Genomic DNA, 11,105 nt, shown 5'->3' with positions numbered 1-11,105 from the left:
ACATGAACGGCACAGCGACCTGCGGATGAACCTGACATAAAAAATGGCTCTTTGAAGCCGTCCGTTTTTTAAGGTTCTGCAGGCGCGGACTTCATCGTGGCGCGGGCAACGTAGTGTTGCCCACCAGACGCCGTATAGATTTAAGCAAGCCCATCATAAATCAAAATCGGTGTTGCAAAAATGGGGGTGACCATAGATTTTTATGGCTGACGGGTATGAGAGGGCGGTTTAGCTGAGCGGGTTTTGCGGCTGATTATCGTCCTTGTCCTGCAGCTTGCCTTCGTAGCCCACCAGAAAAAATGCCCTGGACGGATGTTTCGCACTGGCGGAAAAGAACTCGGCCACCAGATCTTTATCCAGACTGTATTTACGCGACAAAACGCCCGCCTCGAATGCGGCATTGTTATCATCACCGGTGATCTGCGCCCGGGTGTGTGCAAATCCCAGCACAAAGCCCCGCAAATACTCTTTGCAATAGCCTGATACTTGCGCAGCAGGCCATGCGCTTTCGGCGCTCAGGCCCGCTTTTAGCCCTTTCCCAAAATGGTTTTGCATTTCAAAAATCCTCGTCGAACAAGCGTTGTATAATAAATCATATAGCGATTATTCAGGCAATGACCTACAGCAAGAGAATTGAGGTTTGTGGAAAGGCCACTCCGGGGCAAAGCAGGCATATTTCAGAGATAAGAATTTGGGTCAGAAGGGAAAGGGAGAATTAATTTGCGTTAAGTTTTATCGGCGCTTTGAATTTTTTCACCGGATATTCAGCAGGATAAGGGTTTATTTCACCGGTCATATTGTGCATCGCAGGCAGCGGTGTTAAATATGAGCGACTTTTTGCCACAGGACGGACCTTTTGTTACGTTCACTCCTCTCCAGCTCACTGTTCCGCATCGATCTGCGACGTCTGATTCTGATTTTAGCCGTAATGAGCGCCTTCGTGACGCTTGCAAACAGCTTTTATGCCAGCTATCGCGTACAGCGCCAGTTGCTGATCGACAATACGCTTGAAGAAAATCGCGTTTATGCGACCAAGCTTGCGTCCAGCACCGAACAGTTTATCAAAAGCATGCAAAAGCAACTGGCCTACAGCGCAGTGATTGCGGCAGGCCACTTTGACGATCCTGCCATTCTTCAGTCCGAAACCGCCCGCCTCAAATACCAGACGGACAGCTTCAATTCTGTGGTGATCACCAATGCCCGCGGAAAAGTGCTGGCGACATCGCCGGACAGTTTACAGCTGGTCGGGCATGTGCTGACGACGCCGGGCGCTGTAGAAGCCCTGAAAGAACGGCGTCCGCTAATCAGCAAACCTTATATTTCTGCCGCGCAAAACCTGGTCATCATTATCTCGACGCCGGTTTTTACCACCGACGGAAAGTACCTTGGATATATCGGCGGCACCATTTATCTGAAGCAGAAAAGCATTTTGAATGAACTGCTGGGCGAGCATTTCTATCGTGACGGTTCCTACATCACGGTGCTCGACGAAGACCGGCGCATTCTTTATCACCGTGAGGCCAGCTGCATCGGCGAGGTGATGAAGCCACATCCGATGACAGAAATTGTCAGAACGGCGACCAACGGCAGCCTGATGGTGGAAGGCGTCGGCGGGGATCAGATGCTGGCCGGTTATGCGGTTGTGCCTTCTTCTGGCTGGGAAATTGTAACGCTTCGTCCGACCAACGCCACGTTGAAACCGCTGGAAGGGCTGATGGTTAAAGTGCTTAAACATCTGACACCGCTGGCTGTACTGACACTGCTTGCCGTCTGGTTATTCTCGAGGCTGATCGCACGTCCTCTTTGGCTGCTGGCGCGCAATGCGAACGAAATGGATAACCCGGATGTTTCGGTTAATATCCGCGAGATTCCGTCGTGGTACTTCGAATCCAACCAGCTGAAACGTGCGCTGCTGATTGGTATCAGCCTGTTGCAGAAAAAAATCGGTAAGCTGAAATTTGAAGCGCAAACCGACCCGATGACCGGCCTGTTTAACCGGCGCGGGCTGGCAATGACGCTGGAATCCGTGGCGCAGCTGCGCCAGCAGTTTTCAGTCATTGCGCTGGATATCGATCACTTCAAATCTATCAACGATTCTTATGGCCACGATGTTGGCGATGAAGTGATTAAATCAATGGCGGAGCAGATCCGGCATAACGCGCGGGAAACAGACATTTTATGCCGGGTTGGCGGAGAGGAGTTTCTCGTTCTGTTGCCGCGCACGGCGCTGGCTGAAGCGGAAATGATTGCTGAACGTCTTCGCGAAAATGTTGAAAGTCTGGAACTTCCGGGCATACGGCCAATCACGATTTCGCTGGGCGTGGCGCACTGGCACTATTTGCAGGGCGATCCTGATACGTCGCTGAAAAGAGCCGATGAAGCGCTGTATAAAGCGAAACAGGATGGCCGTAACCGCGTGGTGGTTTCTGAATCGTAATTTTCACGTGATATCAGGGCATGAATTGCCCTGATTTTTACCGGTTATTTCGCAGCAGCGGCAGCCTGCTGTTTCTTTTCCTGCGCGGCAAGATGGTGCCCGATAGCGCAACCTGCGACCGCGCCGATGACCGCGTGGTGTTTCAAATGTCCCGCAACGCCTCCCACGACAGCGCCCTTGAGGCAACCTGCCGCCTGGGCAAATGAGCTCATCAGCAACATGCTGCAAATGACTGCGCCGAAGATTGTTTTTTTCACCTGATTTCCCCTGAATGAACGATTAGTGCTGTGGCAGAAAATGTCATAGCAGGCGCTGGCTTGTCATTTTGCTATCTGTAAGCAGGTGCTGCTGATGTTACGCATTGTGCTGCAAAACCCTGCTGGCGTGAGGGAGTTTGGGATAAGGACGGGTTACAACTGCTGAAGCGGTTAACGGCTCATTGAACAACGGTTTACTTTGCATCCCGCTGGTCGGGCTCTTCACTTTTTTTAAGTCTGCTAAACTTAATATCAGTAACCGGCGAAGATCCCTTTCTTCGCTGTATCCGGTTATTTTCCACCCGTGAAGAAGGATGCCGCTATGACGCATCAAGAACAATTGCAGGCCCTGATGGTTCGCATTGACGCGCTGGAACAACGTGAAAGACAACTGACCTATGCTTCAAATGCTTATCAGGCAATTTTGACCACGTTACTGGGCATTCTGGATAAACCTACGCGTGATCGCGTGATCAGCATGGTAGACCAGGCTCACGATGTGGCTTATGCCAAAGCAAATCTGGAGCAGAAAGGGAATATTCTCGGCGCGGATGACATCACTCAGCGCATTTTCTTATTCGCGCAGGGGCGTGCAGCGCAGCCTAAGTGAAGGCAATTGCAGGAATTATTCGTGACTCGTTCCCTGAAAAGGCGACGAGGATTTTGTTCGTCCCTTGTTCAGGAACGGCGGTCGGTTTTTAACATATTGATGGCTGCGCCAAGTAAAATACGACGCTGAACGCCGGTGGCGCAGGCCAGTTGCTCGTCGAGATAACCAATCAGCGCATCGGCACTCAGAGGCTCCCCTCTGTGACGCATCTGAATTACGCCATCACCGATAATACGCGCCACTTCATCCCAAAGCGGTTGGATCTCACTTTCCGAGAATTTCATGACAGCTCCCGTTTGTGTGATTTACGTACAATCTACCATCTGAGTGGCGTGTGGCAAGTGTGCGGGCTGAGATCGGGTGGCAGGGCAAAAATGAGTTCCTTCCGGCACGCAGGCCGGAAGGGGGTTAGCGCAATGCGTTAGTGCTTAATCACATATAAATCTTTGGTGTAGACGTAATTGAGCAGGCTGTCGTTGAAGCCGCCGACATAAGGTTTTACCAGACGGGTGCTCACATAATGGTACAGCGGGATGACCGGCGACTGGTCGGTCAGAACCTGTTCTGCTTGCTGATACGCTTTGCCAACATCGGCTTTATCCGTCGCTTTTAATGCATCGTTCAGCGCCTGATCGTAAGTGGCATTGCTGAATTTAGGCGTATTTTCACTGTTGCCGGTACGCAGAGTATTCAGGAACGTGGACGGCTCGTTGTAGTCCGCAATCCAGGCGTAACGAACCACTTCGTAAGTCCCCTGATGCATGGTATCGAGCATGGTTTTCCATTCCTGATTCTGTAAAACGGCATCCACGCCGAGATTCTTTTTCCACATAGACGCCGCCGCGATGGCAATACGCTGATGTGCTTCTGACGTGTTGTACAGAAGATTGAATTTCAGCGGATGATCCGGACCAAAACCGGCTTCCTTCAGCAATTTCTTCGCTTCTTCGTTGCGCTGGGCCTGCGTCAGGCTGGCATCTTTCGGTTTGGCAAATGTAAATCCACCGGTGTTATCTGGCGTCAGATGCCAGGCTGGTGTTTGTCCCTGACCCAGCACTTTGTCGGCAATAATCGATTTATCAATCGCCAGATTCAGCGCTTTACGCACCCGCACATCGTTAAATGGCGGTTTCTGTGTGTTCATCGCGTAGTAATAAACCGCGAGATATGGGCTGACATGAACCTGTGAACCCAGCTCTTTTTTCAGCGAGGCGAACAATGGCGCCGGGATGGTATTCGTAATGTCTATTTCGCCGGCTTTGTAGCGGTTCACATCCGCCGTGCCGGACGCAATTGGCAGATAGGTCACTTTATTGATGACGGTATGCGCGTTATCCCAGTAGGTTGCATTACGGACTGCGGTTATGCGTTCGTTAACCGTCCAGGTATCCAGTTTGAAAGGACCGCTACTGGCGAGGTTGCCGGGCTGGGTCCATTTATCGCCGAATTTTTCGACATCGGCCTGACTAATTGGCGAAAGTGAAGGGTGCGCCAGCATGCCGAGGAAGTAAGAAAGCGGCTGGTCGAGGGTGACTTCCAGCGTATCTTTATCCAGCGCTTTGATCCCTAACTGGTCAGCCGATTTTTTGCCCGCGATGATTTCATTGGCATTGAGGACGTGCATGCTGCCCAGATAACTTTCGTAAGGTGAAGCGGTTTTAGGGTCGATCAAACGACGCCAGCTGAAAACGACATCCTGTGCGGTAATCGGAGAACCGTCAGACCAGACAATGCCCGGGCGTAAATGGAAAACCCAGGTTTTCTGATCTTTCGTTTCCCAGCTTGCAGCCAGCGAGGGTTGTGCATCGCCCTTGTTATCAATGGTAATCAGGCCCGCAAACAGATCACTTAGAATATTGAATTCAACATCGCTTTCCACTTTATGAGGATCAAGAGAGGCGGGTTCAGTCCCGTTATTGCGCACGATTTCTTGTTTTGCTGCCAGCTCAACTCCCGCAGGAACGGTCGCGGCGTAGCTGGCAAAAGGTGCCAGAAAGGCACTGGAAAGAAGGACTGCGACGGGAAGTTTCTGAAAGCAGCCATAAGTTTTACGTATCGTCATTGCCATTTCCTGCCCTGTCAATATGGTTAAATATCAATGAGTAACAGGGTATTCATACCGCTCTTCTGACACTTTAGCAATCTTTATGGAACATTTTATCGCCACGTTGTGAAAGCGGACACAAGGGGCTAATAACCGGCATTCTCATGTGCCGGGATCCAGTAACCATCAATAAAATCTTCAATAGGGTAACAGCCGGCCTGCCGCAAACCTTGCTGGTGCATGGCGACAGTGCATTGTGCCTTCGTATTAAAGGCATCCACGACCAAATATTCGCATCCACCGCCGAGATAACAGATGGTCAAAACAAGTGCGAACATCGTGCTCCTCCTTCGTTGTCACCTGATTAAGCATAGAAGGAATGTTCCGGTAACGACACAAAACGGGATTCGTTTGCTGATTCTTTGTCCAGTTATAGCGAGGCGAAATACAAGAAAGGCGGGGATAGAGAATTTCATTCATGCGCGTGATATTCTCGCGACCATAATTTTTACGAATGGCTTTTGTGGAAGGAGTATCTGATGTCCGATTCTTTAAACAGAGAACAGGAAATTGAATCTGATCTGGTGGCATGCCAGCTGGTAATTAAACAAATTCTGGATGTGATCGAAATTATTGCGCCAGCGGAAGTTCGCGAGAAAATGTCTCTTCAGCTGAAGAGCATTGATTTCAGTAAACATCCTGCCGGAGCGGATCCGGTCACCAAGCGCGCTATCGAAAAGGCCATTTCGCTCATTGAGCTGAAATTCACCCGGCACGACAGCTGATGCTTTTGTTATGCCCGCCGCCTGGACGGGCATAACAACCCACATTTTTCTCTATTTATTATCAACCACTTCGCCGACCTGTTTGAAGATCGGGCAGTTAGCCATGCCAATTACGCCGCTGTCGGAATGGATATACTGTGAGCTGACAATCCCGCGCGCGGTGAGATACTGGCATTTCAGCCCAAGACCCGCTGCATTTTCACTGCTGCCGACGGTCACACCGTAGCCGGAAAAAAGAAAAACGGCGTAAATAACGGCCAATACAATAATCGTTTTAATCACACTCATCCCAAAACTCCCCATGTTCATCCTGACGCTTCAGGATATTGATAAGTCTAGTAGAAGTTATTTCCGGGTAAATGTCATCCCAGCCAATTCTGAATCGCGGCGCTCGGGCTGAAAGCAAAAAAATTGGCCCCTGAAAAGGGGCCAATTGATAACTTAACTCTGTGTCAGACGCAGAGCAGGCAGAAATTACCAGCGGTATTTCATACCCACGTTTGCTGCCCACGGCTGGTCAACATCGCTGCCGCCCAGGTAGTTAGCACCCGCGTAAACGGTGAAGTTTTTGCTCATGTCGAACTGACCGCCTAAACCAACGCGAACAGCTGAACCGTCGATGCCGTTATCGATACGGTCACCGTTGATATCTGCATCATTGTTCGCATCTTCATAAACGTATGCCAGTGTTGCGTAAGGGCTGATGGCCTGACCGGCACCCAGATCGAAGGTGTAACCGATGTTGGTACCCAACTCGTAACGCATGCTGTCATAAGCCTGATCGCTGACGCGCATGTTGTTGCTCATGCTGTAGTCGTCATCACCGATGAATACGCCAGTGATGCTGGCGTAAGGAGTCAGGTAAGCCTGCGGTGCGAATTTCCAGTCGTAACCGGCTTTCAGACCGAAGCCCCATGCGTCGGTGGAGTTATCACCAGACACTTGCTGACCGTTGCTCATGGTGCTGTCAGTGGAGTTGTTGAAGTGGCTGTAGCTCAGAGACGAATCAATGAATACGCCATTTTTGAAGTCCAGGCTTGAGTAAACGCGTGCTGACTGGCTGTCAGTATCTGCGCTTGCATTGTCCATAGACAGGCTGGATTTCGCGAAGCTGGCCGCCATACCGACCAGCCATTGGCGATCGCCGCCACCTTCAGTGACTTTATCCAAACCAACCATAATGCCGTTAACGTCCTGATCGTAATCAACAACGCCATTGTCGCCGTTTTGCTGACCGCCAAAGTAGTTAACCCATACGCCGCCTTTGTCATCACCCTGGGTGTGACGTGAGCTGTCCATACGGTTGCTCAGAGTATCCTGCTCCATGTGCCAGGTTGCAGCATTAGAAGAAGGCAGGCTCAGCGCCGCGTTAGCGGTAGAAGTGATGCCTTGTTTAGCCAGAACCACGGTATCGCCAACTTGTTCTGCCTGATACTTATAAGCACCCAGATCAGCGGTATTTGCGTGAGTGAAGGTTGCGTTGCCACCGTAAGTACGGATCAGTTCTTTATTCTGATAATCTGCTACACGGCCTGCGCCGGTCGCGTTATCAACACGAACCTGATAGTTACCGTTAGTCACACCGTTAACCGCCAGGTGACCATCGGAATTCATACCGATAGTACCGCGGTCGTAAACGTAATCCGCAGCAGTTTTGTCGCGGGCGTTATTCATGTCCGAGTTCAGAACATACTCACGGCTGCCAACATTGAAGGTACCGTCATCAGTCAGCACCATATTGTGAGTATCAACTTCACCAGCGCCTAAGTTCAGCTGAGAACCGTTACCGACGGTAATGGTGTTCGCGTACAAAGAAGCGGTTTCTTCAGTCAGAGTCGCTTTACTGCCTGAGTTCAGGTTCAGTGCGTCAGTTGCAACGCCGCCGTGAGCTGCAATTTTCAGGCTTGACTGATTTGTCAGAGAGATGTTGTCTGCAACCAGAGTCGAATCAACAACATTCAGCTGTGACTGGTTATTCAGGGTCAGGTTATCAATGTTGGATGCCTTTGTGGTATCCCACTCAGAACCATTGTTCAGAGCAACATTGAACAGACCGCTCTGATAAACGCTGTCGCCGATTAAAAGGTTGGTAGTATTGCTGTAAAGTGAATCCGGCCAGATGCTGTTAGCCGAGCGATCATACAAAGTATAATCTTTGTCGACGTTAGAAGTCGCTGCGCCAACCCATTTACTGCCATTATCCAGAGTCAGATTCAGTTCGTCGGTGTCATCCCAACCATTAGTATCAAGGTTGCCGTCACCATTGCTGTCATGGCCGCCCTTATAATAATTATTGTCAAACGAGCTTGCGAAAGTCACATCGCCTTTGATGGTGGAATTATTAAAGACGGCGTTAGTCTTCATTGAGTTATCTTGTGCGGTTGCCGTTACAGATAACGCAACATCATCGGCAGGATTTGTTGCGCCGTCGGTTCTTGAACCGTAATCGCTAGGTTTATCTGATTGACCATAAAAACTATTATTGCCCAGTTCGCTGTATGAACCTGAAGTCAGAACAGAATCATTAACGGTGATATTCGTATCGTAAGTATTACCATCATTAACAGTGGTATCAGCCCAACCATAACCCTGTGTCAGCGCAATGCCAGCAACATGGGAATTGTTCTGGATAACGATATTGCTTTCTTGCTCAAGCGTTACGGCAACACCCAAAGCAGAAGTTGGGTATTGTTGATGCGTAATTTTATTGTCTGCGCCAACGACGTCATAACTGAAGTTTTCGTAAGTATCATTGATGGTGGAGTTATCAATGGTCAGCTGCAACGGTGACTGGTCGTATTCATTGCGGGCTGTGGAGCCACAAGTAGAATCCGTAGAACCAACGCAACGGGAAGTGATCATGCCATTCACGGTGGAATTGGTGATATTCAGGACATTGCTGGTATTGCTATCAAAGCCCAGATAATGCGTAGAGATAACGCCGTTTACGACTGCATTATTGATAGAGGAGTAGATGTCTCCGCCAGTGTAACTGTTATTGGCACCATCATTATCAACATAGCCGTGATAGCCAATATAACCAGACTGAATCGAGTCACTGTAGAAAGTATCGTATACGGTGCCGGAGATGTCTGCTGACATCGCCGCAGGTGCTGTTACTGCAACAGCGCAGGCCAGCGCTATTTTAGAAACGAAGAACTTTTTATTCCATGCATGCATTTATTAATCCCTCAACAAAAAATAGTCAGCATGAATCAACTGAAATAATTCCAGTTACTATGCTTTGATTTATATTACAGAAGAGACAGAAGAACTGTTCGACGGCGGGATGATATTTTAATGCATGGTGTTATTCAATAAAGAAGTTCACGCAAACTTGAAAGAAAACTGAATTATTTTTGTTGTTTAAAGTTCTGAATTTAATTTATTTGGAATATTTTGAATAATGTTTTTCTTTATGCTTTCTGAATAATAACGGTATATTAGAATTTATGCTGCTGTTCAGGCCCTTGCCTGGCAGGCTCTGTAACGGGATGTTATGCGTGATAATCCGCCGGGCTCCCCGTGGAACAGGGTTTTTCAGGGTGCGGGTCATATTTATTTGAGTGAAAATTGCTAAGGTGCATTTTTAGGGGGAATGTATTATCGGGTTGTTTAATTTCTTACATTGCGCAATGTTTTGGTTAAAAATCTTTATTTATCGGAAACGGTTTTGATGAACAACAGGGGGAACAGGTATGCAGCAAATGTTTATTTATTTGATGCAGATCAAGGGGAGTTATTCGGGATTAATTGATAAGGGTTATACATTAACGTGTATGATTTCTGTATGTGATAATTACGGGTCGCGCTGAGAGTAAAAGACGATACTTCGTTATATCGCTGTTTAGGATTTACGTCGTACTATGGGTTTCTGTTCTGCTATGTTTGGACTATCCCTTTGAGCCCTGATAGACGCTTTTTAAACCAAAAGAGACCTGCCATCAAATTGAAAAAGCCTGTTTTCAGTGTCAGGAGGATCGTGATGTTCGTCCTTTTCCTGCTCATCTGTATCGGTCTGTACCTGCTTGCCCTCAACAGCTATTGCGATCAGGGCGGCAACTTTGACCTTGGTGTTTGCTCTATCACCTCCTTTATTCCTTTCTGAGTAATGCCTGCCAGACGAACCTGCGAACTTTGGGATCCGCAAACCGGTAAGAAACCCCTGTTTTTTTGTGAATGACTTCCCTGGCCTGCCGGGGATGGTAAGATGCTTGCTCTGAACATTCAGTGGTAGGGTAGTCAATGTTTGATTTCGCAATGGGCCAAAACAGCCTGGCTTCATTGGTGCTGTGTGCACTCTCAGCGCTGTTATTCCTTCTGGTGTGGTTTTTTGTCAGCCGCGCCAGCGTCAGGGCAAATGAGCAAATTGCTTTGTTGCACGAGATAGCTGAGCAACAACGCCAGCAAACCGAGTTGCTCAAGGTTCTGGCTGCACAGGCAAAGGGCAATACGCCCACCGTTGAGACAGAGGATGATTCTGCTCTCAGCCTGCGCGGATTTATTCCTGAACGATAATTCCGTTTTGTTAACCCGCCAATTGGCGGGTTTTTCATTTATGCTTTTCATTCACAAAAGTGTCTTAATCTTCCGGTAGTCTCCACGCATGTGCCCTGCAGGATGGAAGAACAGATGATCAAATGGTCTGAAGAAAACGACAGTGAAGTAAACCACAACATTGCCTTATTGACCGGAGAGGAGCCTGAGAAGTGGTATCCCTACGGCGGCATGAAAGGCAAAGATTATTGCAACAACCCCTCCGATGCGTGGCCGATTATTTGCGCCAACAAAATCAGCATAAATTTTAAAGAGTTGCAAAGCGATCCCCTCTGGCTGGCAGAAATCAGCAGCCCGAACGGTCAGTGGCAGGCGCAGAGCAAACGGCCTCTTCGTGCAGCAATGGTATGTTTCCTGCTTAGTAAGACTTGCGCATAATTAAAAGCGCAGAGATACTCAGATTGTGACAAGGTTT

At 48.8% G+C, this 11,105-nt stretch carries 13 protein-coding genes; 6 read left to right on the top strand and 7 right to left on the bottom strand.

What is annotated here, in order from left to right:
* Positions 1 to 228 precede the first annotated feature (228 nt).
* The gene (locus tag IV433_RS14135) at positions 229 to 555 is read right to left on the bottom strand and encodes a DUF2623 family protein (protein WP_195814346.1); all 327 of its coding nucleotides are present in this window, start codon (positions 553 to 555) and stop codon (positions 229 to 231) included.
* 373 nt (positions 556 to 928) lie between these two features.
* Between IV433_RS14135 and IV433_RS14130 the strand changes: the two genes are divergently transcribed.
* Positions 929 to 2,437 carry a sensor domain-containing diguanylate cyclase gene (locus tag IV433_RS14130; protein ID WP_195814669.1) on the top strand — a complete coding sequence of 503 codons (1,509 nt, stop codon included), beginning with the start codon at positions 929 to 931 and terminating at the stop codon, positions 2,435 to 2,437.
* A gap of 44 nt (positions 2,438 to 2,481) precedes the next feature.
* Here IV433_RS14130 and IV433_RS14125 read toward each other — a convergent pair whose 3' ends face one another.
* Positions 2,482 to 2,694, bottom strand: coding sequence for a hypothetical protein (locus IV433_RS14125; RefSeq protein ID WP_195814696.1), 213 nt, complete (start codon positions 2,692 to 2,694; stop codon positions 2,482 to 2,484).
* 322 nt (positions 2,695 to 3,016) lie between these two features.
* On the opposite strand from IV433_RS14125, the gene IV433_RS14120 reads away from it, so the two are divergent.
* Positions 3,017 to 3,304, top strand: coding sequence for a hypothetical protein (locus IV433_RS14120; protein WP_101077160.1), 288 nt, complete (start codon positions 3,017 to 3,019; stop codon positions 3,302 to 3,304).
* Positions 3,305 to 3,372: 68 nt separating this feature from the next.
* Here the strand turns inward: IV433_RS14120 and IV433_RS14115 are convergent, their stop codons facing one another.
* The 3 genes from IV433_RS14115 to IV433_RS14105 all read right to left on the bottom strand — a co-directional run bounded on the left by IV433_RS14115 (position 3,373) and on the right by IV433_RS14105 (position 5,686).
* Positions 3,373 to 3,588 carry a hypothetical protein gene (locus IV433_RS14115; protein WP_195814347.1) on the bottom strand — a complete coding sequence of 72 codons (216 nt, stop codon included), beginning with the start codon at positions 3,586 to 3,588 and terminating at the stop codon, positions 3,373 to 3,375.
* A 137-nt stretch (positions 3,589 to 3,725) separates the two neighbouring features.
* Positions 3,726 to 5,366 (bottom strand): ABC transporter substrate-binding protein, encoded by a 1,641-nt coding sequence (locus IV433_RS14110; RefSeq protein WP_195814348.1) that lies wholly within the window; start codon positions 5,364 to 5,366, stop codon positions 3,726 to 3,728.
* A 128-nt stretch (positions 5,367 to 5,494) separates the two neighbouring features.
* Positions 5,495 to 5,686, bottom strand: a complete 192-nt coding sequence (locus IV433_RS14105; RefSeq protein WP_195814349.1) for a YdfD/YebW family protein — start codon at positions 5,684 to 5,686, stop codon at positions 5,495 to 5,497.
* A gap of 201 nt (positions 5,687 to 5,887) precedes the next feature.
* Here IV433_RS14105 and IV433_RS14100 point away from each other — a divergent pair, with 201 nt between their 5' ends.
* Positions 5,888 to 6,133, top strand: a complete 246-nt coding sequence (locus tag IV433_RS14100; protein WP_195814350.1) for a DUF2766 family protein — start codon at positions 5,888 to 5,890, stop codon at positions 6,131 to 6,133.
* Between the two features lie 51 nt (positions 6,134 to 6,184).
* On the opposite strand, the gene IV433_RS14095 is transcribed toward IV433_RS14100, so the two are convergent.
* Together IV433_RS14095 and IV433_RS14090 are read right to left on the bottom strand one after the other, a co-directional pair.
* A complete protein-coding gene (locus IV433_RS14095) occupies positions 6,185 to 6,421 on the bottom strand; it encodes a YobH family protein (RefSeq protein ID WP_195814351.1) in 237 nt (78 codons plus the stop codon).
* Positions 6,422 to 6,607: 186 nt separating this feature from the next.
* Positions 6,608 to 9,313 (bottom strand): autotransporter outer membrane beta-barrel domain-containing protein, encoded by a 2,706-nt coding sequence (locus tag IV433_RS14090; RefSeq protein WP_195814352.1) that lies wholly within the window; start codon positions 9,311 to 9,313, stop codon positions 6,608 to 6,610.
* Between the two features lie 805 nt (positions 9,314 to 10,118).
* On the opposite strand from IV433_RS14090, the gene mgrB reads away from it, so the two are divergent.
* The 3 genes from mgrB to IV433_RS14075 all read left to right on the top strand — a co-directional run bounded on the left by mgrB (position 10,119) and on the right by IV433_RS14075 (position 11,068).
* Entirely contained in the window at positions 10,119 to 10,241 is a 123-nt protein-coding gene (gene mgrB, locus IV433_RS14085) for a PhoP/PhoQ regulator MgrB (protein ID WP_165059656.1), read from the top strand.
* A gap of 137 nt (positions 10,242 to 10,378) precedes the next feature.
* The gene (locus tag IV433_RS14080; protein ID WP_195814353.1) at positions 10,379 to 10,651 is read left to right on the top strand and encodes a YebO family protein; all 273 of its coding nucleotides are present in this window, start codon (positions 10,379 to 10,381) and stop codon (positions 10,649 to 10,651) included.
* Between the two features lie 114 nt (positions 10,652 to 10,765).
* On the top strand, positions 10,766 to 11,068 hold the full coding sequence (locus IV433_RS14075; protein ID WP_120132055.1) for a phage protein NinX family protein: 303 nt from the start codon (positions 10,766 to 10,768) through the stop codon (positions 11,066 to 11,068).
* Positions 11,069 to 11,105 lie beyond the last annotated feature (37 nt).

Origin of the sequence: Rahnella laticis, assembly GCF_015644585.1 — a bacterium.
Classification (GTDB): domain Bacteria; phylum Pseudomonadota; class Gammaproteobacteria; order Enterobacterales; family Enterobacteriaceae; genus Rahnella; species Rahnella laticis.
Note: the sequence above shows the minus strand (reverse complement) of the source record. Positions and strands in the feature narration are given on the sequence as shown.

Coding starts and splice junctions, on each gene's coding strand:
- mgrB (WP_165059656.1), top strand. CDS start 10,119: ATGTTCGTCCTTTTCCTGCTCATCTGTATCGGTCTGTACCTGCTTGCC.
- IV433_RS14095 (WP_195814351.1), bottom strand. CDS start 6,421: ATGAGTGTGATTAAAACGATTATTGTATTGGCCGTTATTTACGCCGTT.
- IV433_RS14120 (WP_101077160.1), top strand. CDS start 3,017: ATGACGCATCAAGAACAATTGCAGGCCCTGATGGTTCGCATTGACGCG.
- IV433_RS14115 (WP_195814347.1), bottom strand. CDS start 3,588: ATGAAATTCTCGGAAAGTGAGATCCAACCGCTTTGGGATGAAGTGGCG.
- IV433_RS14130 (WP_195814669.1), top strand. CDS start 929: ATGAGCGCCTTCGTGACGCTTGCAAACAGCTTTTATGCCAGCTATCGC.
- IV433_RS14075 (WP_120132055.1), top strand. CDS start 10,766: ATGATCAAATGGTCTGAAGAAAACGACAGTGAAGTAAACCACAACATT.
- IV433_RS14135 (WP_195814346.1), bottom strand. CDS start 555: ATGCAAAACCATTTTGGGAAAGGGCTAAAAGCGGGCCTGAGCGCCGAA.
- IV433_RS14100 (WP_195814350.1), top strand. CDS start 5,888: ATGTCCGATTCTTTAAACAGAGAACAGGAAATTGAATCTGATCTGGTG.
- IV433_RS14090 (WP_195814352.1), bottom strand. CDS start 9,313: ATGCATGCATGGAATAAAAAGTTCTTCGTTTCTAAAATAGCGCTGGCC.
- IV433_RS14080 (WP_195814353.1), top strand. CDS start 10,379: ATGTTTGATTTCGCAATGGGCCAAAACAGCCTGGCTTCATTGGTGCTG.
- IV433_RS14110 (WP_195814348.1), bottom strand. CDS start 5,366: ATGACGATACGTAAAACTTATGGCTGCTTTCAGAAACTTCCCGTCGCA.
- IV433_RS14105 (WP_195814349.1), bottom strand. CDS start 5,686: ATGTTCGCACTTGTTTTGACCATCTGTTATCTCGGCGGTGGATGCGAA.